This window comes from Methylobacterium sp. GXS13 (genome assembly GCF_001455965.1).
Taxonomy (GTDB): domain Bacteria; phylum Pseudomonadota; class Alphaproteobacteria; order Rhizobiales; family Beijerinckiaceae; genus Methylobacterium.
Map to the genome: position 1 here is coordinate 80,479 of NZ_LKKO01000013.1, position 26,873 is coordinate 107,351.

Annotated in this window: 23 protein-coding genes; 9 read left to right on the forward strand and 14 right to left on the reverse strand. The window is 69.8% G+C overall.

Features of this window, described 5'->3' with window-relative positions; translation table 11 throughout:
* Positions 1-57: 57 nt before the first annotated feature.
* Complete coding sequence (locus AO398_RS04360; RefSeq protein WP_244498658.1) at positions 58-615, forward strand: hypothetical protein; 558 nt, start codon at positions 58-60, stop codon at positions 613-615.
* A 12-nt stretch (positions 616-627) separates the two neighbouring features.
* Here the strand turns inward: AO398_RS04360 and AO398_RS04365 are convergent, their stop codons facing one another.
* A complete protein-coding gene (locus AO398_RS04365; RefSeq protein WP_058190807.1) occupies positions 628-990 on the reverse strand; it encodes a hypothetical protein in 363 nt (120 codons plus the stop codon).
* Between the two features lie 177 nt (positions 991-1,167).
* Positions 1,168-2,133 carry a LysR family transcriptional regulator gene (locus AO398_RS04370; RefSeq protein ID WP_058190808.1) on the reverse strand — a complete coding sequence of 322 codons (966 nt, stop codon included), beginning with the start codon at positions 2,131-2,133 and terminating at the stop codon, positions 1,168-1,170.
* Between the two features lie 101 nt (positions 2,134-2,234).
* On the opposite strand from AO398_RS04370, the gene AO398_RS04375 reads away from it, so the two are divergent.
* Positions 2,235-2,843: a YceI family protein gene (locus AO398_RS04375; RefSeq protein ID WP_058190809.1), complete on the forward strand. Its 609-nt coding sequence runs from the start codon at positions 2,235-2,237 to the stop codon at positions 2,841-2,843.
* A gap of 149 nt (positions 2,844-2,992) precedes the next feature.
* Here AO398_RS04375 and AO398_RS04380 read toward each other — a convergent pair whose 3' ends face one another.
* The 4 genes from AO398_RS04380 to AO398_RS04395 all read right to left on the reverse strand — a co-directional run bounded on the left by AO398_RS04380 (position 2,993) and on the right by AO398_RS04395 (position 7,323).
* Positions 2,993-3,577 (reverse strand): GNAT family N-acetyltransferase, encoded by a 585-nt coding sequence (locus tag AO398_RS04380; RefSeq protein ID WP_058190810.1) that lies wholly within the window; start codon positions 3,575-3,577, stop codon positions 2,993-2,995.
* A complete protein-coding gene (locus tag AO398_RS04385) occupies positions 3,577-5,922 on the reverse strand; it encodes an Orn/Lys/Arg decarboxylase N-terminal domain-containing protein (RefSeq protein WP_058190811.1) in 2,346 nt (781 codons plus the stop codon). Before AO398_RS04385 ends, AO398_RS04380 begins: the two co-directional genes overlap by 1 nt.
* A gap of 95 nt (positions 5,923-6,017) precedes the next feature.
* Positions 6,018-6,791, reverse strand: a complete 774-nt coding sequence (locus tag AO398_RS04390; protein WP_058190812.1) for a 5-oxoprolinase subunit PxpA — start codon at positions 6,789-6,791, stop codon at positions 6,018-6,020.
* A gap of 88 nt (positions 6,792-6,879) precedes the next feature.
* Positions 6,880-7,323, reverse strand: coding sequence for a lysozyme inhibitor LprI family protein (locus AO398_RS04395; protein ID WP_058190849.1), 444 nt, complete (start codon positions 7,321-7,323; stop codon positions 6,880-6,882).
* A gap of 379 nt (positions 7,324-7,702) precedes the next feature.
* Between AO398_RS04395 and AO398_RS04400 the strand changes: the two genes are divergently transcribed.
* Together AO398_RS04400 and AO398_RS04405 are read left to right on the forward strand one after the other, a co-directional pair.
* Positions 7,703-9,889, forward strand: coding sequence for a TonB-dependent siderophore receptor (locus tag AO398_RS04400; RefSeq protein WP_152997406.1), 2,187 nt, complete (start codon positions 7,703-7,705; stop codon positions 9,887-9,889).
* A gap of 111 nt (positions 9,890-10,000) precedes the next feature.
* A complete protein-coding gene (locus AO398_RS04405) occupies positions 10,001-10,777 on the forward strand; it encodes a hypothetical protein (protein ID WP_244498659.1) in 777 nt (258 codons plus the stop codon).
* Between the two features lie 9 nt (positions 10,778-10,786).
* Here AO398_RS04405 and metB read toward each other — a convergent pair whose 3' ends face one another.
* From metB to AO398_RS04425, 4 genes are all read right to left on the reverse strand, one after another.
* Complete coding sequence (metB, locus tag AO398_RS04410) at positions 10,787-11,950, reverse strand: cystathionine gamma-synthase (protein ID WP_058190813.1); 1,164 nt, start codon at positions 11,948-11,950, stop codon at positions 10,787-10,789.
* A gap of 205 nt (positions 11,951-12,155) precedes the next feature.
* Positions 12,156-13,064, reverse strand: coding sequence for an HlyD family secretion protein (locus AO398_RS04415; RefSeq protein WP_058190814.1), 909 nt, complete (start codon positions 13,062-13,064; stop codon positions 12,156-12,158).
* Between the two features lie 8 nt (positions 13,065-13,072).
* On the reverse strand, positions 13,073-13,267 hold the full coding sequence (locus AO398_RS04420; protein WP_058190815.1) for a DUF1656 domain-containing protein: 195 nt from the start codon (positions 13,265-13,267) through the stop codon (positions 13,073-13,075).
* A complete protein-coding gene (locus AO398_RS04425) occupies positions 13,261-15,327 on the reverse strand; it encodes an FUSC family protein (protein ID WP_082643119.1) in 2,067 nt (688 codons plus the stop codon). The genes AO398_RS04420 and AO398_RS04425 overlap by 7 nt, the downstream gene beginning before the upstream one ends.
* 179 nt (positions 15,328-15,506) lie before the next feature.
* Here AO398_RS04425 and AO398_RS04430 point away from each other — a divergent pair, with 179 nt between their 5' ends.
* The gene (locus AO398_RS04430) at positions 15,507-16,223 is read left to right on the forward strand and encodes an FCD domain-containing protein (RefSeq protein WP_058190817.1); all 717 of its coding nucleotides are present in this window, start codon (positions 15,507-15,509) and stop codon (positions 16,221-16,223) included.
* 18 nt (positions 16,224-16,241) lie between these two features.
* Here the strand turns inward: AO398_RS04430 and AO398_RS04435 are convergent, their stop codons facing one another.
* Positions 16,242-16,643 (reverse strand): hypothetical protein, encoded by a 402-nt coding sequence (locus AO398_RS04435; protein WP_058190818.1) that lies wholly within the window; start codon positions 16,641-16,643, stop codon positions 16,242-16,244.
* Between the two features lie 329 nt (positions 16,644-16,972).
* Between AO398_RS04435 and AO398_RS04440 the strand changes: the two genes are divergently transcribed.
* Positions 16,973-19,111 carry a TonB-dependent siderophore receptor gene (locus AO398_RS04440; protein ID WP_152997407.1) on the forward strand — a complete coding sequence of 713 codons (2,139 nt, stop codon included), beginning with the start codon at positions 16,973-16,975 and terminating at the stop codon, positions 19,109-19,111.
* A 4-nt stretch (positions 19,112-19,115) separates the two neighbouring features.
* Here AO398_RS04440 and AO398_RS04445 read toward each other — a convergent pair whose 3' ends face one another.
* The gene (locus tag AO398_RS04445) at positions 19,116-21,266 is read right to left on the reverse strand and encodes a helicase-related protein (protein WP_058190819.1); all 2,151 of its coding nucleotides are present in this window, start codon (positions 21,264-21,266) and stop codon (positions 19,116-19,118) included.
* A gap of 109 nt (positions 21,267-21,375) precedes the next feature.
* Positions 21,376-22,263, reverse strand: coding sequence for a transcriptional regulator GcvA (gene gcvA / locus AO398_RS04450; protein WP_058190820.1), 888 nt, complete (start codon positions 22,261-22,263; stop codon positions 21,376-21,378).
* Between the two features lie 94 nt (positions 22,264-22,357).
* Between gcvA and AO398_RS04455 the strand changes: the two genes are divergently transcribed.
* A complete protein-coding gene (locus AO398_RS04455) occupies positions 22,358-23,605 on the forward strand; it encodes an MFS transporter (protein WP_058190821.1) in 1,248 nt (415 codons plus the stop codon).
* A gap of 31 nt (positions 23,606-23,636) precedes the next feature.
* Here the strand turns inward: AO398_RS04455 and AO398_RS04460 are convergent, their stop codons facing one another.
* Entirely contained in the window at positions 23,637-25,367 is a 1,731-nt protein-coding gene (locus tag AO398_RS04460) for an adenylate/guanylate cyclase domain-containing protein (RefSeq protein ID WP_201025707.1), read from the reverse strand.
* A gap of 336 nt (positions 25,368-25,703) precedes the next feature.
* On the opposite strand from AO398_RS04460, the gene AO398_RS04465 reads away from it, so the two are divergent.
* Entirely contained in the window at positions 25,704-26,261 is a 558-nt protein-coding gene (locus AO398_RS04465; protein ID WP_058190822.1) for a DNA-3-methyladenine glycosylase, read from the forward strand.
* 170 nt (positions 26,262-26,431) lie between these two features.
* Positions 26,432-26,869: an autoinducer binding domain-containing protein gene (locus AO398_RS04470; protein ID WP_244498660.1), complete on the forward strand. Its 438-nt coding sequence runs from the start codon at positions 26,432-26,434 to the stop codon at positions 26,867-26,869.
* Positions 26,870-26,873: the final 4 nt, after the last annotated feature.

Genomic DNA, 26,873 nt, shown 5'->3' on the forward strand with positions numbered 1-26,873 from the left:
CGCTGCCGGCGGCCTGAAATCCGCATCCGTGGCCCGAGGCTTCGGCCAAGCGGAACCATGACCTTGGCTGTTCGTTCTGCCGTCATGGAACACTACAAATCCACCCTCGCGACGACCGCGATAGCCGTATTCGGCTTGGTAGTGGCTGCCCATACTCTGCATCCGGGCAACTACGAGGTGCAGCCGCGCGCTGCCCGGGGCGTCGCAGCGCAGGCCGCGCCGTCGAGCTGGATGGATCCGCCAGCCCGGATCGCCGTCACGAGCAAGACGGATGCTGCCGTCTCCGAGAGCGTCCGCGCGTCCGCGTCCGACCTGCTGGCACCGCAGATGGCTGGCCTGTTCCCGCCGGGCGCCGTCACGGCGCCGGCGCTGCCGAGCGAGATGATCGCCCCGGCCGAGAAGGCGCGCAAGACGCTGGCGGCGCATCGGTCCAAGGTGTCCGACCGCGGTCTGCGCCGGACGGCACGCCTGCGCCACGCCAGCCTAGCCCGCACGGCGGCCGTGGACCCGGCGATCACGCCGTCCGAGCCCGCGCCCGCACAAGACTCCAAGAAAATCGATCCGATCGGCGACCTTATTCGCGGCCTCGGCCTCGGTCACGACAGCGAGGGCTGACCGGCCCACACGCTACTGCACGTGGATGGTCAGCTTCATCTTCGGATGGATGCCGCACTGGATGACGAAATCCCCGGGCTCATTCAGAACCAGCCGCGTCTCCGTGCCGGGCTCCTGATCGCCGGCATCGAACGAGAAGCGGTCAGCCTCGATGAAGGCGTGGTGGGTTTGGCTGGAATCCTCGTTGCGCAGGGTGATCGTGTCGCCGAGCCTTAGGAACAGGTCGGTCGGCACGTAGTGGCGCCCCTTCTGCAGGACGACGCGGGTCGTGCTTGCCAGCGTCGCCCGCGCTGAGTCCGCCGCCGCGCACAGACCCGCCAGGGCCATCGTCCCGACGAGAAGCAGGGGGCGCAGGCGCCGGTTGCGAGAGGGCATGTCTGGATGTCCGCTGGGAATTGGAGTCGCCCGGGCAAGGGCGTGAGAGGGGATCAATCACCGAGCGGCCCGGGATGCCGCTCAGCGCCATGGTGCGCCGAGTTCCTGAACACACCGCTACGTCAACCCGTAAGATTGTCTTGACCGCGCAGTCAATAAGACTTCGATATTTAGACTCTACAAGTCTTGATTGTATTCGTCGCTGGAATGCGTGTCCCCGTCACGCGGGGCGCACAGTGTCAGAGCGCTCCGCACATGGTCCCGGAAGACCTGAACCCGTGCCGGCAAGTCGCGCCCGGCCAGCGTCACGGCGCGCAGCACCGCCCCGCGGCTCGCCCAGGGGGCCAGCACGCGCACGAGCTGGCCCCCTGAGACCGCCCTGGCAGCCACGAGGCTCGGGATATGGCCGATCCCGGCCCCCGCCAGGGTCAAGCGATGGACGGTCGCGAAGTCGCTGACCCGGATGGCTGGGCTCAGCACGATCTGCTCGGACCGGCCGAGTCCGTCGGTCAGCGGCAGGGCACCCGAGCCGAGCCGCTCCCGGGACAGGATCAGGTCGTGATCGTGCAGCCCCGCCAGATCGGCGGGAGCCGGGCGGCGCAACAGATAGGCGGGCGCGGCGTAGAGGCCCACCGACAGCGTCGCCAGGATGACGGCCCGGTAGCCGGTCTCCTCCGCGCCGCCGAGCCGCAGGGCAAGATCGATCCGGTTGGCCGCAAGGTCGAGGCGGGCATCGGTGTTGAGCATTTCAACCGTGATCTGCGGATAGGCCTCCCGGAAGCTCGCAACGATCTCCGGCATCACCTCGATTCCGAAATCGATCGAGGTGGTGAGGCGCAGGTGCCCAGCCGGCACCGTCCGCGCGTCGCGGGCGGTCTCGGCGGCCTTATCGAGGAGCGCCAGGCTCTCCTGAGCCTTGGCGTAGAAGGCCAGTCCCTCCGCGGTGGGCGAGACCGCCCGCGAGGTGCGCGCCATCAGCCGGGTTCCGAGCGCCCGCTCCAGCCGGGAGAGGCGCCGGCTGACGCTGCCCTTGGTTTCCCGCAGGTTCGCGGCCGCGGCCGTGACGGTACCAAGATCGACGACCGTGCAGAAGGCCCGCACGTCATCGAGACCGCCCTGGAAGGTTTCCGTTCTCGCAACCATGGGGTTCCGGATAGCAGGCTCATAAGCAGTCGTGAACAGGGCTACAGGGCTGCTGCGGCGCACCGAATCGCGCACGATCGTCTGCAGTGTAGGAGACACCCTTGAAGTCGATTCTCGCCTCGAGCCTTCTGGCCCTCCTGGTCGCCACCCCCGTCCTGGCCCAGACCCCGCCGACCCGCGACCCGGCCCAGATCCAAGCCGGCACCTACGTGGTCGATCCCAACCACACCCAGGTCGGCTGGCGGGTCTCCCATATGGGCTTCTCGAACTATGCCGGCGGCTTCTCGGACGTGTCCGGGACCCTCGATCTGCAGCCGAAAAACCCTTCGGCTGCGAAGCTCACGATCAAGATCCCGGTCGCCTCGGTCACCACGACCAGCGCCAAGCTCACCGACGAGCTGAAGGGCGACCAGTGGCTCGACGCGGCCAAGTTCCCCGAGATGACCTTCGTGTCCACCAAGGTCACCCCCGAGGGCAAGGACAAGGCGAAGGTCACCGGCAACCTCACGCTCCACGGCGTGACCAAGCCGGTGACGCTGGACGTCACCCTGGTCGGGGCCGGCGTGAACCCCCTGAGCAAGAAGGTCACGGTCGGCTTCGACGCCACCGGTACGCTCAAGCGCTCCGAGTTCGGGGTGAAGACCTACGTGCCGCTGATCGGCGACGACCTGCACCTGACCATCGCGGGCGCCTTCGAGCGCCAGGACTGAACGGATTGGGCGGAAGCGGATCACTCGATCCGCCCCCGCGCAAAACCGGGTTTCCGACGGGCCTGATGCCCTTCGGCGGGGTTCGGGACAGTGTCCCGAGACTGAGCGGAGCCGTTCGATCGGGCAAGCCCTGATCGGAGGGCTTCGCCCTACGTCGCCGGCTGGTCGTCGGACCCGGTGCCCAGAGCCCGCTGCACCATCACGCTGTCCGACCAGCGGCCGTACTTGAAGCCCACCGCCTTCAGGTAGCCGACACGGACGAAGCCGCAGGTCTCGTGCAGGCGCAAGGACGCCTCGTTCTGCGCGTCGATGTAGCCGATCATCTGCCGGTAGCCCCCCGCCGCGCAGGCCTCGATCAGCGCCGGCAGGAGGCGGCGCCCGATCCCCGCATGGAGATGGTCGGGATGCACGTAGATCGAGTGCTTGAGGGTGTAGCGATAGGCCGGGCGCTTCCGGAACGGCACCGCGTAGGCGTAGCCCGCCACCTGGCCGCCGATCTCGGCGACGAGGTGGGGCAGGCGCTTCTTGCGCATGGTCTTGCGCCGCCGCTTCAGGTCGTCGGGGAGCAGGCGCGCCTCGTCGTCGAAATCGGCGACGTTGCCGACGCCCTTGCCGATATGGTGCTCGTAGATCGCCACCATGGCCTCGACATCCGCGTCCGAGGACGGCCGGATGATGATGTCCGGGCTCGGCCGCGCCGGGATCGGGGCGCCTTCCTCGGGCTCGATCTCCATCAGGCGCCGTCCCGCACGACGTATGTGTGGAAGCGGATCCGCCCGTCCGGCTCGACCTCGCGATAGACCCCCTGGATCTCGGCCTCGAAGCCGGGGAACAGGTTGGCGGAGGCCTCGAACATCTTGAAATAGTCGAGCATCGGCCTGGCGCGATCGTCCAGGCGCTCGCCCGGCAGGACGGTGCCGATGCCCGGCGGGTAGACCAGCATCAGCGTGGTGGCGATGCGCCCCTCGGCCTCGGCGATCGGCACATAGTCGACCTTGTTGCGGGTCAGCATCTGGGCGGCCTTCTTGGGCGGCATCACCATTTCGGGCAGATGCTCGGGGGCGAATTGCCGGCGCTGGAGCGCAGAGGTGCCGGCCTCCCGGTGGAAGGCGTGGAACTCGGCGCAGAGGTCGCGCAGCCGCACCCCGCGGTAGCGGTTGGGCCGGCGGCCGACGAATTCCGGCATGGCCTCCTCCAGCGGCACGTTGTCGTCGTGGAACCGTTTGAACGCGACGAGGCCCGAGATCAGGGTGCCGGCCTTGGAGGATTCGACGCCGGGCGTCAGCAGGAAGAGCAGCGAGTTCAGATCGTTCTTCTCCGCCACGATCCGGTTCTCGCGCAGGTACTGCGCGACGATCGGGGCCGGCACGCCGTGATCGGCATAGGCACCCGTCTGCCGGTCGAAGCCCGGAGTGAGCACCGTGAGCTTGTTGGGATCGGTGATGGCGTAGCCCGGCGCGACATGGGTGAACCCATGCCAGCGGGCGCCGGGTTTCAGCTCCCAGTGCCGCGGGTCGGCGGCGAGCTCGTCGGTGGGCACCTTCTCCCAGGGCACCTCGGCCCCGTCGGCATTGCTGGTCACGTCCGGCACGAAGGGGTCGAAGAACCAGCGCCGCAGCGGGTCGGCCTCGTTCTCCTCGAATTCCCGCCGGATCGCCCGGACCTTCTTGCGCCACTCGATCCCGAGCCGGATCGTGTCGTCCCACAGGATCATGCCCGAGCGGCCCTTCATCATCTGGGCGCCGACATCGAGGGAGGCGAAGAGCGGGTAGAACGGCGAGGTCGAGGCGTGGACCAGGAAGCTCTCGTTCAGGCGCTTGTGCTCGACCCGCCGGGTCTGGCCGCGGATATGGCCGTCGCGGGTGTGGATCTGCGAGGCCTGGGAGAAGCTCGCGAGCTGCTTGTGGGTCGATTGCGTGGCGACGATGCCCGGCGAGGTCTCGTCGAGCCCGGTGAGCCCCATGGCGAAGCGGCGGGCGAAGAGCGGGTGGAACTTCATGAAGCCCGCCCAGGCCTCGTCGAACAGGATGTAGTCGCAGAGGTGGCCGATCTTCTCCAGGATCTCCTGGGCGTCGTAGATCGTGCCGTCGTAGGTGCATTGCTCGATCACCGCGACCCGGAACGGCCGCTCCCGGCGCCAGGCCTCGGGGTCGGTCACCAGCGGGTTGGCGCGGATTTTTTCCCGGATCCGGGTCTCGTCCAGCGCCTCGTGATAGATCGGGCCGATCAGCCCGAAAGCATTGCGGTTCGTTTCCAAAAAGATCGGGATGCCGCCGCCCAGGAACAGAGCGCCGTGATGGGCCGCCTTGTGATTGTTGCGGTCGAACAGCACGAGGTCGTCCTCGGCCACCAGCGAGGACAGCACGATCTTGTTGGAGGCCGAGGTGCCGTTGAGCACGAAGTAGGTCTTCTCCGCTCCGAAGATCTTGGCGGCCTCCTTCTGCGCCTTGAGCGCGGGACCCTCGTGGGTCAGCAGGTCGCCGAGGTCGAGGACCGAATTGTCGAGGTCGTCGCGGAAGATCGCCTCGCCCAGATGCTCCACGAAAATTCGGCCGATCGGCGAGCGGTTGTAGAAGATGCCGCCGTTATGGCCCGGGCAGGTCCAGAGCTGGTTGCCCTTCTCGGCATAGTCGACCAGTGCGCCGAAGAACGGCGTCTTCAGCGTCTGGGCATATTGCGTCACCCGGCTGACCAGGCCGCGGGCGATGAATTCGGGAGTCTCTTCCGCCAGGAAGATGTAGCCGTCGATGAAGTCGAGCAACTCGACCGGGATGTCCTCCAGCCGCTTGCGGCGGACCATGATGACGATCGGCATCTCCAGGCCGCGCTTGCGCATCATGTCGATGAGCGCGGCGGCCTTGCCGTCGAGGCCGCGCTTGCCCCAGTCGACCACCATGCAGCCGATGGCAGCATCGGTCTGCACGGCGATGGCCGCGTCCTCGACGCGCCGGGCCCGCACCACCTCGAAGCCGCGATTCTCCACCGCGGCCACGATCTGGGCGACCCGCGCACCCTCCAGGTCGTCCGGATCGAAGGCGGGGGTGCACATCAGAACCGTGAAGCGACGGTGGAAATCCATGGAGCCCCTCTCAGCCTTGCAAGCAGCGAGTGGCTTTCTGGCCCATCTGCGACGTTTGCATGACGGAGCCGCAGATGGCGGCCAAATCCGGCGCTTCAGGTGCCGATCACCTCAGCCATTGGCCTCATCGTGATCCCTCTTTCGGCGAGGTCGGCGCGCACCTGCGCAGCCATCGCGACGGACCCCGGCGTATCGCCGTGGACGCAGATACTGTCGATCCGGGCCGGGATGCGCCGCCCGGACAGGCAGAGGATCGCGCGATCCTCCAGCATCCGCGCCACGCGCCCGGCCGCCTCCACCGGATCGTGCAGCACGGCCCCCGGCAGCTTGCGCGAGACCAGGTTGCCGTTATCGGCGTAGGCCCGATCGGCGTAGATCTCCCGGGCCAGGGGCAGGCCGAGCCGCTCGCCTGCACGCTCGGTCTCGAGGCCCGGCATGACCACGAAGATCAGGTCGCGGTCGAGGGCCCGGATCGCGCGGGCCACCGCCAGGGCGAGATCGGCGTCCTCGTTGGCGATGTTGCCCAGCGCCCCGTGGGTCTTCACGTGCCGCACGGGGCAGCCGGCATCCTGGGCGAGCGCCAGCAGGGCGCCGACCTGATAGAGCACCGCCTTCTCGACATCGGCCGGGCGCTCGCCGTGGATCGGGCGCCGCCCGAAACCCCAGAGATCGAGGAAGCCCGGATGCGCCCCAGCCTGCACGCCGGCGCGGGCGGCAAGGGTCAGGGTCTCGTGCATCACCAGCGGGTCGCCGGCGTGGAACCCGCAGGCGATGTTGGCCGAGGTAGCGATCGCCAGCATGCCGGCATCGTCCCCCAGGCGGTAGACGCCGAACCCCTCGCCCATGTCGCAGTTCAGATCGACGATCATCGGGGTCCTTCGAAAGCGCGGCATCCCTGCGCATTCAAGGGTTGGACCAGCCGTACCGCCCATCGGCGCCGGAGATGGAAACGGTCCTCTACGGAAGTGGGTACCGGCTCAGAATATCGTCGGTCCGCTGGACGGTCTTGTCGTATCGGCAGGCATACAGCGCGCCGGTGGTGCCGCTGCCGTTGTTCCACTCGCTGAAGGTGAGGTCGCCGCAATCGGCGTCCCGAAAGGCGATCCAGGCACGCTGGGCCGCCGTGAACTGAGTCTTCCAGACCGCCTTGGCGTCCGGTGGGCGGTCGTCCTGATCGATGACCGACAGCGCCTTCTTGTAGGCCGCATTGAGCTTCGCGTCGGCCGCATCGAGGGCCTTTTGCAGGCAGGCCTGGGTCTCGGGCGTCGAGGTCACGGCCTGGCACAGCTTGGCCGAGGGTTGGTCCGCCCGTGCTTCCGTCGAGGGGATTGCGCAGACCCAGAGGCCAGCGAGTGCGAGGATGCCGGCCGAGCGGGACACCAGGAAGAGATTTGGACGCATCATGGGCTCCCCGGGGACGAATCGGCCCGGCTCGGGTGAGCGGCGGGACGAGGATACGTTGGCTTAAAAGGCATGAACACTTCTCCGGCATGCCGGGTGATCCCCGTTCACCGCGCTCATCAAGAGCAGGTCCGTTCCAACAATTGCGCGGGCGCATTCAGCTGAAGGAGCGTCGTATTACATGTCACGAGTGCATAAAATAAGATCTTCTCTTAATTTTGAAAATAGATCGCGCTGGCATGGCAAATGATGCGGCCGTTAAATGAAGCTATTCTATATAAAAACTGAATGGTGTCATCAAATATATCGTTGACAACATAGTCTCATCATGAAACGGCGGCTTTGACCTTTTCCCCACCGGGATACCGAGCCGTCCCAGATGTCCATGATGCGTTCAGGCCGTTGCCCGCCGCTGTTTTTGGGCTCCACCGCAGTTCTGGGCATTGGTGTCCTGCTCGTTGCCCATCCCGATCCGGCATGGGCAGACGATGTCCGTCCTGGATCGACGGTGCAGCTTGAGGAACTCTCGGTGGAGAGCACCGGCGCCCCGCGCGGGGTCGTGCCGGCCTATGCCGGCGGGCAGGTCGCGCAGGGCGGACGTCTCGGCCTGCTCGGCAACACTGAGGCGAAAAAGTCGCCGTTCAGCATCACCAGCTACACCGACACGTTCGTGCGCGACCAGCAGGCCCGAACCGTGTCCGAGGCGCTCAGCCGTGACCCATCGGTGCGCGCCACCCAGACGACCGGAGCGCCGTTCGACTCGTTCTCGATCCGTGGCTTCCCGGCGGGCGAGGGCACAAGCGGCGAGATTGCGTTCGACGGCGTCTACGGCGTCGCGCCGAGCTTTCGCGTCTTCACCGACTATGCCGAGCGGATCGAGGTGCTGAAGGGGCCCTCGGCGGCCCTGTCCGGCGTCTCGCCGAACGGCGCGGTCGGCGGTGTCGTCAACGTCGTTCCCAAGCGCGCCGGCGGAGACCTGACCCGCGTCACCCTGGATTACGGCTCGGTCGCCCGGGGCGGCGGCCAACTCGACGTCGCGCGCCGCTTCGGTCCCAGCCGGGAATGGGGCGCGCGTGTCGTCGGCAGCCTGCATGAGGGCGACACGCCGTTCGCGCGCCAATCCGAGACGACCGGCGTCGGGGCGCTCGCCCTCGACTATCAGGGCGAGCGTTTCCGCGGCTGGCTCTACCTGCTGGCGCAGACCGATCGCTTCGACGCGCCTCTGCGCCCGTTTCTGCTCAAGGCCGGCGTGCCGGTCCCGCGGGCGCCGGATGGCCGCCTGAACCTGACCCAACGCTGGGAATATTCCGACATCGACGACCGCGGCGCCCTGATGCGCCTGGAATACGACCTCACCGACGCGGTCACGCTGTTCGCCGATGCCGGCGGCGCGCAGACGGAGGTCCAGCGCTACTTCCAGTCCGCCCCGACGATCCTCAATGCCCGCGGGGACACGACCAGCACGCCGCAATTCTACGCGATGGGCATCGACCGCTCGACCGTCGATGGCGGCGCCCGGGCGCGGTTCGACACCGGCTTCCTCCACCACGCCCTCGTGGTGCAGGCCTCGGCCTACAACGAGGACACGGCACGCCAATTCCCCGCCGGCCGCGGCGCCTATCTGTCGAACATCTACGCGCCGCGTCTGGCCGCCTACATCCCCCCGCCGATCACCGCCGGGCGACCCCGCCTCTCCGACAGCACGCTGTCCGGGGTCTCGGTGGCCGACACGCTCTCGGCCCTCGACGAGCATATTCTGCTGACGCTGGGCGTCCGTCGGCAGCGGGTCGAGGCGCACAATTACCTGGCCAATGTCGGAACGCTGAGCTCCGCCTACGACAAGAGCGCGACCACCCCGGTGGTCGGCCTCGTGGTGCGGCCGTGGGACGCCGTCTCGTTCTATGCCAATTCCATCGAGGGCCTGAGCCGCGGCGACGTCGCCCCGCTGGCGGCGAGCAATGCCGGCACGATCCTGGCCCCCTATGTCGCGCATCAGGTCGAGGCGGGGGTGAAGCTCGATCTCGGCCGGATCGGTGGCACGTTCAGCGCCTTCCGGATCACCAAGCCGAATGGCGAGGCGAACCCCGTCACCCGGAGCTTCGCCCAGACCGGCGAGCAGCGCATCAGCGGGCTGGAGTTCAGCGTCTACGGCGAGATCACCCCGGAGCTGCGGGTGTTGGGCGGCTTCAGCCTGCTCGACGGCGTTCTCACCCGAACCGCTGTCGCCGCCAATCTCGGTCACGTGCCGATCGGGGTGCCGGACGTGCAGCTCAATCTCGGCGCTGAGTGCGACCTGCCCGGGCTGCCGGGCCTGACCGTCGACGGGGCGGTGATCTATACCGGGCGGCAATTCATCGACCTCGCCAACACCCAGGCCCTGCCGGACTGGGCACGCCTGGATCTCGGCCTGCGCTACGCCACCGTGATCGACGGGCACCCGACCACGTTCTGGGCCAACGTGCTGAACGTCACGGGGACCCGCTACTGGACCGGGGTCGCCTCGTTCGGCACCTTCTTCCAGGGTGCCCCCCGCACCTACCTGCTGTCGATGACGGTCGATCTGTAGGCGACCGCCGAGACCGATGTTTCACGGGAAACATTGTCTTAACCCGACAGCCCGAACCTGTGGCCCGAATGCCGTCGCCTTCCCGCGCGTCGCGCGCTAGCACGGCCCGGCATGACGGTCTCGATCACGACATCCAGCTGGCGCGACCTGAAGAACGCCAAGGCCCAGGCCCGGCTGGAGCGGGCCCTGCCGACGATCTTCCCGGCCCCGGTCCTGCACCATGCCCTGTCGCGGCCGCTGATCCCGCCGACCCCGCGGCTGGCGGTGGAAAGTTACTGGCGTAACCACATTCTTCGGGCCGACCGGCTGGCCCGTGCCCTCGCGGCGCGCTCGGGGACGCCGGAGGGCTGGACCTGGCAGCTCTGCGAGGGCGGTGCGGGTGGCCGGCCGGCGAGCTTCCGGGTACCGCCGGCTCCGTTCCGCGAGACGGCCTTCGCCCGCGGGCGCGGCGCCTGCTGCATCTGCGGCCAGCCGGTCTACCGGTTCGGCTGGCACCGGGACCTCTGGGGGCAGGGCGTACCGAACGGCAAGGCCGTCTGGCACGCCGCCTGTGTCATCGCCTGGAAGTTCTGGAGCGCGCCACACGAGCAGGTCAAAGTGCTGAAGCGCCACCAGGGGCATCGCTGCAAGGCCTCCGGCAAGCGGCTCCTGCGCACCGCCGAGGTCGACCACGCGCTGCCGCTCTACCGGGTCTGGCGCGAGCACCGGGACGCGCCCTGGCCGGAGCTGCTCGGCTATTGGGGGGCCCCGAACCTGCAGGTGGTCAACCGGACCGCTCACGTCCTGAAATGCCGGGACGAGGCGGCCGAGCGCTCACAGACTCTACGCCTCTCCCGATATCGGGTGGTCGAGGACGAGTCCGGGTTCAGCGTCGTCGAGGAGGAGTGAGCCGCCGGCTCAGCCGCGCGTGACCGCCTCCAGGCCGTGGGACAGGTCGGCCAGAAGATCGTCCACCGCTTCGAGCCCGATCGACAGACGCAGCAGCCCGTCGGTGATGCCCGCAATTGCGCGGGCTTCGGGATCCATCGCGGCATGCGTCATGGTCGGCGGGTGCGCGATCAGGCTCTCCACGCCGCCCAGCGACTCGGCCAACGTGAACACCCGTAGCGTCTCCACCAGGGTCTTCACGGCGGCGCGGCCGCCGGCGAGCTCGAAGCTCAGCATGGCCCCGAACCCGGCCTGCTGCGCCTTGGCGATGGCATGGCCCGGATGGGACGGCAGGCCCGGGTAATGGACCTGGCTGACAGCCGGATGTGCGTCCAGGAAGCTCGCGAGCTGCGCGGCATTCTGCTGCTGGCGCTCCACCCGGACGAACAGGGTGCGGATGCCCCTCAGCGTTAGATAGGCGTCGAGCGGTGACCCGGTGACCCCGATCGTGTTCGCCCAGGCGGCGAGCTCGTCACCGACCGAAGCTTCGGCGGCGATCACCGCCCCGCCGATCACGTCCGAATGGCCGTTGAGGAACTTCGTCGTGGAGTGGACGACGAGATCCGCCCCGAGGGCGATCGGCTGCTGCAACGCCGGCGACAGGAAGGTGTTGTCGACAACAGCCAGCGCGCCGACCGCCTTGGCTTGGTCGGTGACGCGCCGGACATCCACCACCCGCATCAGCGGATTGCTCGGGGTCTCGACCAGCACGACCTTGGGCTCTTGGGCGAGAGCCGAGGCCAGGGCCGCTGCGTCGGTCTGATCGACGAAGACCACGCGGTACTGCCCGCGGGCGGCGCGCAGGCTCAGCAGCCGGTGCGTCCCGCCGTAACAGTCGTGCGGCGCCACTAGCAGGTCGCCGGGACACAGGCTCGACAGGGCGAGATCGAGGGCCGCCATGCCGCTCGACACCATGACGGCGCGGGCGCCACCCTCGAGCTTCGCGATGGTGTCGGCGAGCTGGTCGCGGGTCGGATTGCCGAGCCGCGAGTAATCGTACGCGCCGGGCTGCTCGAAGGCGGGAAACTTGAAGGTCGTCGACAGGTGGATCGGCGCGATCACGGCCCCGAAGGCGGTATCCTGGGCCACCCCGTTGGTCGCCGCGATGGTGCGGGCATCGAGTCCCTCGGGCATCGGCTGTTCCTTCCTGCGCCGGAATCGGGCCGGCACGCATGACCGGCCGGCTTGCAAGCGCGTTCTTTATGGAGAACGGAACAGACTTTCAAGAGAACGATGGCCGCAAGCGGAGGGCAGATCATACACTTGCATGATCCCGCCGCAGCCGATCCTCGGCAGGTCTACCCTGCTGAATGACCCATGATGCGGAGCCCAGAGATCGTCACTGCAGGAAACTCAGACGGGAGAGCAGCCGGCCTCCGGCAGCCGCTTCGCCGACGGCCACGCTGCATGTCATGCCCGCTGCGAGCATCACGCCCGGCGGCACCGCGTCGATGTGGATCCGGACGGGAATGCGCTGCGCCAGCCGCACCCAGGTGAAGACCGGATTGACGCTCGGCAGGCCGAGATGGTCCGGGTTCTCGTTGGCGTCGGCAATGCCGTGCCCGAGGCTTTCCACATGCCCCGAGACCAGCTGCTCGAACCCCATCAGGCGGATCTCGGCGTGGGCACCGACCGCGATCCGGGACAGCTTGGTCTCCTCGAAATAGGCGGTGATCCAGAATCCCTCGGCCTCGACGATCGAGATGCGGGTCACACCGGCGGTCGCATAGTCGCCCGGACGCAGCCGGAGGTTGGTGACGTAGCCGTCCAAGGGTGCCCTGACCGTGGCACGGTCGAGGTTGATCTCGGCGACACGGGCGGCGGCGATGGCCGCGTCGTAATCCGCACGCGCGATCGCCGCCGTACCGTTGGCCCGCTCGACCGTTTCCGGGGCGACGACACCCGGGCTCAACTGATTGCGCCGGCGCGCCGCCGCGGTTTTCAGGGCCGCATCCTCACGCCTAGCGAGGACCGCGGCCTGCGCGCCGTCGAGGGCCAGCTGGAAACGGTGCGGATCGATGACGTAGAGAATATCGCCGCGCCGGACGAACTGGTTGTCGACGACCCGCATGTCGACGACCGTACCCGAGACCTCGGGGGTGACCCGCACGACCTCGACGCTGACCCGCCCGTCGCGTGTCCAGGGCGCCAGCATGTAGGCTTGCCACAGGGCCGGGAGCAGCGCCGCCGTCGCGGCGACGGTGGCCAAGGTCAGCAAGGGGCGGAGCAGGCGCTTCAGGACCGTCATGGCGGCACTCAGACGAACAGGATGAGGAGTGCCACCGTCGCGAGCAGCACCGCGCTTTCCAGGAGCGCGGGATGCCAGGCGCAGCGCAGCACTCCGGCACGGTCCAGGACGGCGCGAAGCCCCGCGAAGACCGGAATGGCTGCCACGAGGTAGATGAGGATGGGCGGCAGGTAGACGCCCCCGATCGCGACCTCGCTCAGCATGGGGCGCTCCGGTGCCGGTCGAAGGATCCGTCCGTATGGGCTTCGAGCAGCACCGCCATGTCGGTCAGGCAGGCGGCGATCCGATGGGCCGCCGGCCAGGCGCCAGGATCCTCGATCGATCGCGCGGCGATCTCGGCTGCCGCCTCAGCGAGGATGTCACGGGCCTGTCGCGGCGTCCGGGCGGCTTCGGCCAGGGCCCGCAGGGTCGTCGTGTGGAGGAACGCCGGTGTGGTGGCATGTCGGGCTGCGCCGCGTGCCCGAATCGCGGCACGGCCGAGGCGCAGCCCGGCGATCCCCTCCGCCATAATCGCGGCCGCCTCCGGATCGGCCCTCAGGCTCAGCGCGAGGCGGGCCAGCCGGTGGTGCTGAAGATGCTCCCAGACGTGCCGATGCTCCGGTGGGTCCGAATGCAGGAGCGCCAGGGCGTCGCGGCGCAGAGCCGCCCGGATGCGGCGGGCTTGCCGGCGCGGATCGTGCGGAAGGAGGAGTCGAAAGGCCAGAAGCGTGACGAAGACTGCTGCGATCCAGCCGAAGGCCTGGTTCAGGAAGGTCGGCAGGCTGAACACCATCGGGTTGGTGGCTCCGACGAGCGTGTTGAACGCAACCAGGTAGGCGAGCCCGGACGGCCCGTGCCGGGGCAGGGTGGTGGCGTAGAGGCCCGCCATCCAGAACGGCGCGATCACCGCGATCAGCAGCGGGAAGCCTTGTACCTGCGGCATCAGGCCGAAAGCGCAGACGAAAGCCGCCGGCACGGCCGCGAGCGTCCCGGTGATGAACGCGACGGCGCCCGCGGCCGGATTGCCCGTCATGGCGAGCAGGGCGAGATAGGGGGCGAGGATGAGCAGCAGGAGCGACCAGTCGCTCCAGCCGGTCGCGATCCCGAAGGCGCCGGCGAGCAGGATCGCCAGCGCGGAGCGCAGCCCGTTCTCCGTCGCCGCCCCCCAGTCCCGATGGAACCGGAATGACCGCGCAGGCGCCGGGCGGCCACCCTGGAGCCGTGCCATTCCGGACAGCGCCGACCTGTAATCCTCGATGAACGCGACGAGGCGGTCGAGGGCGATCAGCGGGGCGGGTGTTCCGGTATCCGCGGCTTCGGCGCGCCTGGCGCGCGCCTGCACCGCGCCGCTCAACGCGGTGATCCGTTCGAGCGCCTCCTCGAAGCGCCGAGCCTCCAGAGCGCACAGGATCCGCGGCAGTTCGGTGACGACGCCTTCGTGCGCCGCGACGCAATCCTGGCCTGCTTGCGGAGCGGCGTCACACAGGTCCGAGCTGCCCAGCAGCGCGCTGAACAGGGCAGCGATGGTGTCGCGAATTGCGCCCTCGTGCCTTGCCAGGTCCGGGGACTCGGCTCGGCTCAGCTCCAGCAGATCATCGACCGCGAAGAGGCCGGCAATCTGTGTCGGGGTTGGCAGGCTATGCGCCGGCTCTTGGCTTCGCAGCCGCTCCAAGGCGACGCCCGCAATCGTGCCGAACTGCCCGATCAGAGCGTTGTCCAGCGCGACGCGCGTGGCACGTTTGCTGAACAGGGCCGTCACCACCCCGAGGCAGACCACCCCGACCGCGACGGTGGCTGTACGGCCGAGCACGGCATCCAGCGCCCGCTCGGGCATCTCCAACGCGCCATACGTGGCGAGGCCGACCGTATAGCCGGCCACGGCCGCGCCGGACGCTCGGAAGTGCCGGAGCAGCGTCGCTCCACCGGTACAGAGGCCGAGCCAGAGGGCGAAGCCGAAGATGAACAGAATGGGAGCCTGGATGAAGAGGCCCATCAGGACGAGGGCGGCGCCTGCGCCGATCACCGTGCCGACAAGGCGCCATCCGCCCTTGGCGAGAACAGCGCCCTGGTTCGCGTTGGCGACCAGCAGGACCGTTGAGGCCGCAGAATAGGGCGTCTCGAGCTGCAGGCAGAAGGCGACACCGAGGGCTAGCGTCGCAGCGCTGGTCGATCGCGCGACATGGGCAGTGCGGGGCGTCAGGATGTCGATCGCGAGAAAGCGATCCCGGGCACTCCGCAAGGTGGCGGACGCACGCAGCGATGGAGAGGGAGCTGGGCGGGTCATGCGGGTGTGGTCAGCGCTTCAGCCGCGACGCTCGAGCCGGCGATCCCGGGTTGAATAGGTGAGGGTCCCATAGCTGTTCCGTCGCTAAATTACATAGGATCATCCTATCTTTCTGCGGGGCATGTCAATCCGTGTGACCAGAGCTGGGATGATCCCTCTTTGCTCGCTATAAGAACGCTATGGTGCTCGCCGCGTCCCTTCCACAGGTCCCCCGCCGCTCCCTGGTCGATTCGACCATCGACCTCATCCGCGCGGAGATCGAGACCGGCCGCTGGAAGGTCGGGGCACGCATACCGAAAGAGGCGGAACTCGCCGAGATGCTGCAGGTCGGGCGGAACACGGTGCGGGAAGCCGTGCGGGTCCTGTCCCATGCCGCGGTTCTGGAGGTCCGGCAGGGCGACGGAACCTATGTGCGCCTGAACATCGACCCGGCTGAGGTCATGCGCCGAGTGACGCATGCGAGCCTGCGAGACCATTTCGAGCTGCGCGCGCTCCTCGAAACCGAGGCCGCGCGCCAGGCTGCGGCCCGGCGGAACGAGCATGACGTGCGGCGGCTCGAAGCCCTGCTGAACGAGCGGGGGGAACGCCCCCCGGGCGGCGATCTCGCCGACTTCATCGCGCGCGACATCGCGTTCCATGTCGCGGTCGCACAATGCGGCGACAACGCCGCCCTCGCGGAACTCTACCGCTACTTCGCTCTGTCGTTGCACGGCAGCACGAGCACGGCGCTCGCGGACATCACCCTGCCCGAGCCCGATCTCGCCGCCCATCGCCGGGTGTTCGACGCGATCCGGGACCGAGACGAATCAGGCGCGGCAGAGGCCGCCCGGGCGATCGTCGGCCCGATCCTCGACGCGCTCGCGAATGTCGAGACGCCTGCTACCTCCAGCGTCTGATCGGCCCCCCGGCTCCGTTCAGCCCTCCGCCCCCAGAGCTTGCCTGGCGAGCGAGACGGCGTCCTGATCGGTGGCGCAGGCGACCTGAGGCGTGCCGAACGCACGGACGAGGCCGGGAAAGGCCGCCTCCAACGCGCGGCGCCGATCCGAATCGGGCTCCACGATGATCAAGGCCCGGCAGCGCCCCGCCAGGACCTCCTTGTTCCGCTTCAGCCAGAGACCCCGGGCGACGCGGTCGTCATGCAACTCGTCATCGCGGCGGCCCGGATAGACGAGCACGAAAGGTTTTTCGCTGGCCAGAAGCCGGTCCATCTCCTGGCACCAGGCGGTGGCGTCCCCCGGCGGGGGCGCTTCCTCAGCGCGCAGCCGCACGATGGGAAACGTCGAGACATCGTGGAGGGTGAACGGCTCGCGATCCATCGACAGACCTCCCTGGAATCGTGCTAAAAGATCGTTTGATCCAATCATCCTACCTTTATTGACCGACTCGGGCAATCGCCGTAGCGCTGGGCTTCCTCGATCGGAGCCCGCCGATGCCGCCACGCCCGCCATCTCGCCTTGCCAATGGTACGTTCGATCGGCCGCGGCCTTCGGGCCTGCGCCTGCGGACGGCCGGCGGCTTGCTGACGGTGATCCTGTGTCTCTCCCCGGCGGCCCTTCGCGCCGAACCACGGCCGGCCAGGGCCGGGTCAGCGAGCGACGAACCACGCCCGCCCTCGACGCCTCGGCATCACGCGGCGACGGCCCGGATGCCAGCCGAATTCGTGGGCGCCGCCCTCGGCCAGCGCGGCAGCAACGCGACCGAGATCGCGCTGCCGGCTCTCACGGTCAGCGGCCGCGGGATGACCGGGACCGATCCGGTCCCCGGTCTCGTGGCGCGCGTCTCGGCCACGGCTACGAAGACCGACACGCCGGTCATCGCAGTGCCGCAGGCGGTGTCGGTGATTCCCCGAGAACAGATCGACCAGCAGGCGGCCCGGAGCGTCGGCGACAGCTTGCGCTACACGCCGGGCGTGTTCGCCGACACGCGGATCGGCGGCGTGCTGGAAAGCGTGTTCCTGCGCGGCTTCGGCGGCCTCGCGGCGGGCGCGACCAACCCGCAGGTTCTCGACGGCCTGCCGCTGGTCAAGGGCGGCAACTGGGCGGCCCAGGTCATCGACCCCTCGGTGCTGGAGCGCGTCGAGGTGCTGCGCGGGCCGGCCTCGGTGCTCTACGGGCAGGCGAGCCCGGGCGGCATCGTTGCCATGGTCAGCAAGCAGCCGACCGAGCAGCCGCTCCACGCCGTGACGCTCACCACGGGAAACCGCAACCGCGCCGAGGCGGTCTTCGATCTCGGCGGTCCGGTCGCCGCCGACGGCAGCTGGGCCTATCGCCTCAACGGCCTCGGCCGCCGAGTCGATACCCAGGCCGATTTCTCCCGGGAGCAGCGGCTCGTGCTGGCGCCGGCGCTGGCCTGGCGGCCGGACGACGACACGCGCCTCACCTGGCTCGGCTTCTACCAGAACGATCCGCACAACAATTTCGCAGGCTGGTTTCCGGCCGAGGGAACCCTGTTCCCCAGCCCGGCCGGCCGGATCCGGCGCAGCTTCTTTCCGGGCGAGCCCGGCTTCGATGCTTACGACCGCCAGCAGGCGATGATCGGCTACGCCTTCGAGCACCGCTTCGACGAGACCTGGAGCGTCCGCCAGAACCTGCGCTACGCCCATATCGACACACGCTTTGAGGGCGTGGCGATCAACTTCTTCGCCCCGTTCGGCGCGACCGCGAGCCTGCTCGAGCGCTCGGCCTCCTGGTCTCGGGAGGCGGTCGACGGCGTGTCCCTGGACAACCAGGTGCAGGCCGACTTCGCCACCGGACCGATCGGCCATACGATCCTGCTCGGGCTCGGCTATCAGGGCTCCCAGGCGGATGTGAACGCCTCGGGCTTCGGCCCGGTGCCGGCGATCGACTTTGCGGCGCCGGTCTACGGCCGGCCCTTCGCGCGTCCACCCGCCGCGCCGAGCACGCGTCAGGACTGGAACCGCGTCGGCCTCTACGCCCAGGACCAGATGCGTCTGGACCACTGGGCCGTCACGGTCGGGGGCAGGCAGGATTGGTCCCTGCTCGATACCGCCAACCGCCTGACGGCCCTTACCTCCAGCCAGGACGACCAGGCCTTCACTGGCCGGGTCGGCGCCGTCTACCTGTTCGACGGCGGTCTGGCACCGTATGCGAGCTACGCGACGTCGTTCGAGCCGACGCTGGGCACCGGCTTCTCGGGCACCCCGTTCAAGCCGACCCATGCGCGGCAGACCGAGGCCGGGGTGAAGTATCAGCCCGCCGGCCTGGACAGCTTCGTCGCCGTCTCGGGCTTCGACATCACCCAGGACAACGTCGCCACCGCCGACCCGGCGCACCTCTTCTATAAAGTCCAAACCGGCGCGGTGCGCTCGCGCGGCATCGAGATCGAGGCCCGCGCGACCCTGTCCGACAGCCTCGATCTGATCGGCGCCTATACCTACCTCGACACCACCGTGCGCCGGGACGGCAACCCGGCGCTCGTCGGCAAGCGCTTCGTGTCCGTGCCTGACCAGTTGGTGTCGCTCTGGGCGAATTATCGGTTCCCGGCCGGCCCGCTCGCGGGCCTCAGCCTCGCCGGCGGGATCCGCGCCATCGGCCGGAGCGCCGGCGATCCCGCCAACAATTTCTCGGTACCGCCCGTGACCCTGATCGACGCCGCGATCCGCTACGATCTTGGCGCTGCCGATCCCGGACTGGCGGGCTGGCAGGTCTCGGTCAACGCCGCGAACCTGCTCGACCGGACCTACGTCGCCTCCTGCTTCGCGGCGGGCGGTTGCTTCTACGGAAACGGCCGGACCGTCATCGCCAGCCTCGGCTACCGCTGGTGAGTCGCTATCGGCCCCCCGCGCTGCCCGCCCGCCGGGTGCGGCGCTCCGCCTTGCGGGTCGCGGTCTCACGCAGGTGTTGCTCGATGGCGTCGTTGGCGCGGCCGCGCATGTGCCGGATCGCCTCGACATCGTCGAACGTGTCGGGGAAGCGGCGCGACAGCCACAGATAGGCGCTGGCCAGGCGCACCGTCCGCTCCTGGTAGTCGAGTTCCCCGGCCAGGTTCGCCCGCAGGGCCGGGACCGTGGTGCCGGCCGCCCGGGCCTGGCTCCAGCGCTCGAGCATGCCCATGGCGATCTCGTCGCGGCGGTTGACGGGGCAGACCGAGAAGGCGAACTTTTCCTCGATCGGCAGCCGCGCCCGATCGACGACCCGCGCGACCTCCAGGATCTCCTCCAGGGCCGAGGGCTGGAACGGCGAGCCGGCGTAGAAGGTGGCCCGGGCGAAATGCGTCAGCACCTCGTGGAGGCTCTGGGTCTGCATCTCCTCGGCGACGGAGCGGATCGCGCCGAGGTCGGGCCGGACGAAGAAGCGCGAATCCGCTGCCGGCGCCGTGGGGGCCCCCGAGAGGGCGATCCGGATCGGCTCGACGGCGACCGCCTCCGTCGCCGCCACGTAGCCGACATCCTGGTGGCCATAGCGACCCGCCCGGCCGGCGATCTGGCGGATCTCGGAATTGGTCAGGCCGCGCTCCTTCGTGCCGTCCCACTTGCGCACGGTCGAGAACACGATCCGCCGGAGCGGCCCGAGATTGAGCCCCATGCCGATCGCGTCCGTGGTGACCAGCACGTTGGCCTCGCCGGTGCGGAAGCGCGTGGCCTCGGCCCGCCGCACTTCGGGCGACAGGGCGCCGTAGATCGTCGCCACCCGGTGCCCGCGGGCGACCAGGATCTCGCGGTTCTCGTGCACGGCCCGGCGCGAGAACGCCACGACCGCGTCCCCGGGCTCGACCTTCTCCAGGGGGACCGGCGCGTCGAGCAGCAGCAGCGGCGACTTGCGGGTGAACGGGATGACCTCCAGCGACTCACCGGCGGCCTCGGCGGCGCGGCGGACGTAGGACAGGGCGTCGTCGGAGCCGCACACGATGACGGTCCGGGCGGCTACGCCGAACAGGGCGTTGGTCCAGGCCCAGCCGCGATCGGGATCCGACAGCATCTGGATCTCGTCGATCACCGCCACGTCGATCGGACGGGTCAGGTCGGCGGTCTCGATGGTGCGAGCGGTGTGGGTCGGCTGCGGCTCACCCAGGACCTCCTCGCCGGTGACCATGCCGGCCCGGAGGCCGCGCTCGCGCAGGGCCTCGTAATTCTCCAGGGCCAGCAGCCGCAGGGGCGCCAGATAGGTGCCGGTGGGGGCCGCCGTCAGCATCTGCAGGGCCGCATAGGTCTTGCCGGAATTGGTCGGCCCCATGTGGAACAGGATCCGCCGGTTCAGCCGGCGGGCGGCACTGAAGCGCTCGATATAGGCGCCGAAGCCGACCTGATCGCGCAGGCGGCGCAGGCGCGAGCCCTCGCTCGCCACCGCCTTGGCGTGGCGGCGCACGGGGGTGAGCGTGTCGTTGAGCGCGCGCGCCAGCTTCGGCCCGAAGGTGAACACCCGGGAGCGCAGCGAGCGGTCGAGATGGGCGATGTAGGCGGGGGCGTCGGCCCCGACCTCGCGCAGGTCCTGGAGGATTTGCGCCCGCAGGCGCTCGACCGGCTTTGCCAGGGTCCGGGTGACCTCGGCGGCGCGCTCCGCCACGGCCGCCCGCCCCGCCTCGACGCGATGCGCCGGGTCGTTCCGGGCCGCCATGCGGGCCAGGATCTCGGCCGCCACCGGGTCCGGAGCGCTGTCGATCCGCAGGTCCAGGCGGCCATTGTCGAGGAGCGGGATCTCGGTCCGGATGCTCCAGAGCACCCGGCGGTCCCGCAGGATGGCGGCCTTGAGGGCGGGGATGACCTTCCGGACCGCCGGGACGCCGGTCTCGGCAAAGGCCCGAGCCCTCTGCCGGGCGCGCAAGACTTCGGCGATCCGCTCGTCGTCGACCTCGGCGCCGAATTCGGGCAGTTCGAGATCGGCGCGCAGGGTTTCCAGGTCGAGGGAATCGGGAGAGAGCCCGAGCCGCGCCACGGCCTCGGACAGGTAGACGATCGTGGGGCGGAGACGCTTGCGCGCCATGGACTCACCTTCGGCCGCAGCATCCGCCCGCCGGCGCTGACGCCGCCGCCGAACGCGTTCCTGAGAACCATCCTTGCGCCAGTCCGATCCCGGACACCATCCCCGGGCTTCAGGAGTCCCCCGCCGCCGCGGTAAGCCAAGTGCAGAAGGCACGGACCGTCGGGTCGTCGGCCCGGGCCTCCGGCACGTAGGTGTAGTAGCTCCGCGCCGGCAGGGACGGGCCCGGGAACGGGCAGGTCAGGCGGCCTGCGGCCAGGTCGTCGGCGATCAGGCGCTCCGGGCCCATCGCCACGCCGAGGCCGTCGAGGGCGGCCTGAAGGGTGAGGTAGAAATGCTCCAGGGTCACGGAGGCCTGCGGGACCAGATCCGGCACCCCGGCGGCGTGCAGCCAATGCGGCCAGACCTGCGGGAGCGTCGCCGCGTGCAGCAGGGTGTGGTGCCGCAGCTGCTCGGGCTCCTGCAGGGGCAGGCGCTGCAGCAGGGCCGGGCTGCAGACCGGCCTGCGCCGCTCGGTGAGGAACGGCTGCGCGACATGGCCGGGGCGCGTATCCGGCCCGCCGCGGATCGCCACGTCGAACGGCTCGGCAAGGCTCGCCAGCGGCACGTTCGAGGTGGTCAGCCGGACTTCGATGGCCGGATGGGCGACTTGGAAACCCGACAGGCGCGGGATCAGCCAGCGCAGGGTGAAGGTGGCGAGCGCGTTGACGTGCAGCAGGCGCGGCCGGCCGCGCTCCACCTGGCGGGCGGTGGCCAGGGCGATCCGGTCGAGGGCGGCGCCGATCTCGGCGGCGTAGCTGCGCCCGGCCTCGGTGAGCACCACCCGCCGGTTGTGGCGCTCGAACAGCGGCACGCCGAGCCAGCCTTCGAGCATCTGCACGTGCCGGCTCACCGCCCCGTGGGTGACGCGCAGCTCCTCCGCGGCCCGGGTGAAGCTGGCGTGCCGGGCCGCCGCCTCGAAGGCTTTGAGCGCGTTGAGCGGCGGCAGGCGGCGATGCATGGTGTCAGGTTTCCTCACGCGAGCGTCAGCATAAGACGTTTGTCAGCCAGGCGCGAGACCCGCATCCTGTGGTGGAATCATCAAGGACAGCAGGATGGCCCGCGCCTCGGAGTTCACCGCCCCGCTCGACGACGTCCCGGACCGGGCGGCCAAGCGCATGGAGGACAAGCGCACCCTCGTGGTCGCCGGGGTCAACCACGCCCTGCACGACGGCTACACCGACCTGATCTACGTGCTGCTGCCGGTCTGGCAGGCGGAGTTCGGCCTGGACTACGTCGCGCTGGCGCTGCTGCGCTCGCTCTACAACGGCGCTCTGGCCGCCCTGCAGATGCCGGCGAGCCAGCTCGCCCAGTCGCTCGGCGCCCGTACCGTCCTGGTCCTCGGCACGCTGCTCAGCGCCGGCGGCTACGCGCTGGCCGGGGCGTCGGGCGGGCTGATCGGCCTCTGCGCCGGCCTGCTGCTCGGGGGCGCCGGCGGCAGCACCCAGCATCCATTGGCTTCGACAGAGATCGCCCGGGCCTACGGGGCTGCGGCCCGCGGCCCGCTCGGTACCTACAACTTCGCCGGCGATCTCGGGAAGGCGGCCGTGCCGCCGCTGGTCGGCTTCCTGCTGACCCTGTCGGGCTGGCGCACGGCGCTCTGGGTGATCGCCGGTTTGGGCGTCGCCGTCGCCCTCGGCGTCGGCCGATGGCTGCCGCGTGATCCCAGCTCACAGAGCGAGGAACGCAAGGGCGCGGCGCGGGCCGCGCAGGCCGGCGACGGCGCGGGCGCGCGGCCCGGCTTCGGCCTGCTCGTCGCGATCGGCACCCTGGACAACGCTGCCCGCCCGGCCTTCCTGCTCTACCTGCCGTTCCTGCTGCAGGAGAAGGGCGCGGCCCTGACCACCGTGGGGCTGGCGCTCTCGCTGGTGTTCATCGGCGGCGCGCTCGGCAAGGCCGTCTGCGGCCGGCTCGGAGAGCGCCTCGGCGTGACCCGGACCGTGCTGCTCACCGAGACCGGGACCGCGGCGGCGATCCTGGCGGTGATCGCCCTGCCGCTCGCCGCCACGCTGATCCTGCTGCCGCTGCTCGGCGTGATGCTGAACGGCACCTCGTCGGTCCTCTACGGCACGGTGCCGGAGCTGGCTCCCGGCGGCCGGGTCGAGCAAGCGTTCGCGGTGTTCTACACCTGCACCCTGGGGGGCAGCGCCCTGGCTGCGCCGCTGCTCTACGGCCGGCTTGGGGACGCGGCCGGCCCCCGCTGGGCGGTGGTGGCGGCTGCTGCCACGGCGCTGGCCGTGGTGCCGCTCATGCTGGCCCTGTCCCGGCATCTCGCCGGGGGGAGGGCGGCGGGTCGCGCCTGACAGGGGACCGATCCGTGACCCATACGGCGGGTCAGAGCACCCCCATCGTGCTCACCCGGACCGGCTCGGACCGGCCCTCGACCGGGATCTCCCGGATCGCCGTCGGCGCGGTCTTGGCTGCGCGGAAGACCGCCTCAGAGACCACCGCGATGCAGCCCAGAACCTTGGTCAGGCCCTGCAGGCGCGAGGCGACGTTCACGGTGTCGCCGAGCGCCGTGAACCGGGCATCGGTGGCGTCGCCCATCTCGCCGACGATCGCCAGGCCGGCATGAACGCCGATCCCGTACCGGAGGGTGTGCTCCAGATCGGTCGCCAGCAGCGCGTTGAGGGTGGCGACGTGTTCGGCGATCAGATCCACCGCCCGGAGCGCGTCGCGGGCCGCCGGCTCGGGGTCGGACTCGAGGCCGAACAGGGCCAGCAGGCCGTCGCCCAAAAACTGGTTCGTCGAGCCGCCGGCCTCCCGCACCGCGTCGCCGACCGCCCCGAGGAAGCGGTTGATGATGAACACCGTGTCGTAGGGCAGGCGCTCCTCGGCGAGCCGGGTCGAGCCGCGCAGATCCACGAACATCGCTACGATGAACCGCTCCTCGCCGGACTGCGCCCGGTCGAGCAGGTCCGCCTGCCGCACCCGCGGGGGCAGGGGGAACATCGGCACCACGGCGAGGTCGGATTCGGGCCGGAACTGGCAGGCGAGGCGGACCCCCGGCCCGGCGGCGATCCGCTCCAAAACGGCGCGCTCGGCCCGGCCGGCGGGGGGCGTCCGGTCGCTGCCGTCGAGCACGCGGATCCGGCAGGTCGAGCACCGCCCGCGGCCGCCGCAGACGCTGGCATGGGGGATCCGGTTGCGCCGGCTCGCCTCCAGCACGCTGGTGCCGCGCGGCACCCGGACCACCCGCCCGTCGGGATAGCTGAGCCGGATCGTGCCGCGCTGGATCTCCGCCAGGGTCCGGACCCCGCGGGCGGCGATCACCGCGGCGACGAGGCCGGCATAGGTCGTCAGCATCCCGTCCCGGATGGCGGCGAGCCGGGCCACCTGATCGGGTAGCCCGACATGGACCGGCCGGAGCGCCACGGCCCGCCAGGCCGGGTCCTGCGCCAGGGCCAGGAACGCCCGGCCGCCCGGGACGAAGCCGAGCAGCGCCAGGACCGGCACCAGCACCGCCACCGCCAGGAGCCAGGGGGCGGCGCGCCCGAAGGCGGGCTTCAGCCGCAGCCAGAAATACAGGCCGGAGCAGCCGTGGATCCAGGCGAGGACGAGCATCGCCGCCTGCAGCGCGCCCTGATGCGGTGCGGCGACCCAGAAGGCGTAGAGTTCCTGCGCGTAGCCCTTGTCGAGCCCCTCGGTGGCGAAGGCGATCCGGGTGGCGGTGACGTGGCTGATGAGCAGCGGCGGGATCAGCAGCCCGGAGACCATCTGCACCGCCTCGCCGGGCCGCCAGCGGAAGTAGCGCGCCGCATAGAGCGCCTGGAGGCCGAGCAGCAGGTGGATCAGCAGCGCGCCGTAGAGCAGCGCCAGGCCCGGCGGGTTGAGCCACAGGGCGGAGGCGACGCTGAGGCCATCCTCCATGGCGTCGAGGGAGACGTTGCCCAGCGCGTGGTTGGTCAGGTGGGTGAGGATGTAGGCGAACAGCACCAGACCGCTGCCCAGGCGCAGGCGGCGCAGGCTGAGGACGGGGCGGATCCGGGCGCGCAGCGGGATCGGGGCGGCGGGCGGACTCCCGGCGGCGGATCGGAGCGTCGCAAGCGACGGGGTGCGCATCATGCTGGGAGGTCCGACGAGATCGGCAGCGGGCCCGTTTGTCCGGCCCCTCGTATCAGCAAATGGCGGCCTCGGCCTCCGTTGTATTTCTACTTGCCGGCGAGTTTCAGGTCAGGACTAATTCGAAGGCGGCCGGGACAACCTTCGCGCGCTCTTCGAAGCGGCCGGAAACGGCGTTGCCGTCGGCCGGCTTCCGGCGAAGAATTGCCTGGCGTGTCCGCCAATTCGGCGCCGTGCCCGGACGGGCAAGCGCCGTCGACCGACTTGCGCGCCGGGCGTTGCCCGGGCGGGATGACACATCCCCGATGCCCCCTCCCGGATGACACCTGGAAACGCCCGATGGCCGACCCGTTCTTCGCCCGCAGCGCCGCCGCGGTGGCCGCGGACCTCATTGGGGCCGGTCTCCGGGTCGGGGAGGCCGGCGGGATCATCGTCGAGACGGAGGCCTACGACCGGACCGACCCGGCCTCCCACAGTTTCGCCGGCCCGACGCAGCGCAACGCCAGCATGTTCGGGCCGCCGGGGCACGTCTACGTCTACAGGTCCTACGGGCTGCACTGGTGCCTGAACCTGGTCTGCGAGCCCGGCAGTGCGGTGCTGATCCGGGCGATCGAGCCGACCGAGGGGCTGGCCGCCAGGGCGGCACGCCGGAGCCTGGACGATCCGCGGCGGCTCTGCGCCGGCCCGGGCCGCCTGTGCCAGGCCCTCGGGGTCACCGGGGCGATGGACGGCCTGCCGGTAGCGGAACCGCCGTTCCGGTTCGCCCCCCGGGGCCAGCCCGTCCCGGTGGCGGCGGACCGGCGCATCGGGATCACCCGCGGCGCCGAGACGCCCTGGCGCTTCCTGCTCGCCGGCTCCCGGTTCGTCAGCCGACCGGTGCGGCGGGTCGCGTCCTGAACGCCGACCCTGCGCGGTTCGATCGCAGCGCGCATCGCAAGCGTACGGACGGCCGGACCGATCCGCCGGTGCTTGGCCGAACCGACAACCTCATGTAGATATCTCTGTGGGATGCCGCAATTTCTGCAACCACAGGTGAAAATTTTTAACGATAAGCCTTCGGACCTGCCGTGACTCAGGACAGCCAGACGGCTTTCGAGATCGTCGGCCGCCTCAAGGAGGCGGCGAAGATCTCCGACATCCTCCGCGAGATGCGGGCGGCCGGCGCGTCTTTCGGCTACGATGTCTTCATCATCACCAACCTGCCGGCGGAGCACGAAGTCTCCACGCAGAACTGCGCATTGGTGCCGTCCTGGCCGGAAGGCTGGCGGACACGCTATTTCGCGCGGGATTATCTGCGGATCGATCCGGTGGCGAACCATGTGAGGCGCACCACCGAGCCGTTCCTGTGGCGCGAGGCGCCCTATCGCTCCGACGAGGCCGGGGCAGCCCGGGTGATGGGCGAGGCCACGGAATTCGGCCTGTCGCAGGGGTTCTGCATCCCGATCCACCACCTGACGGGGCCGGGCGGCGGCGGCTTCGCGGTATTATGCAGCTACCTCACCTAAAAGC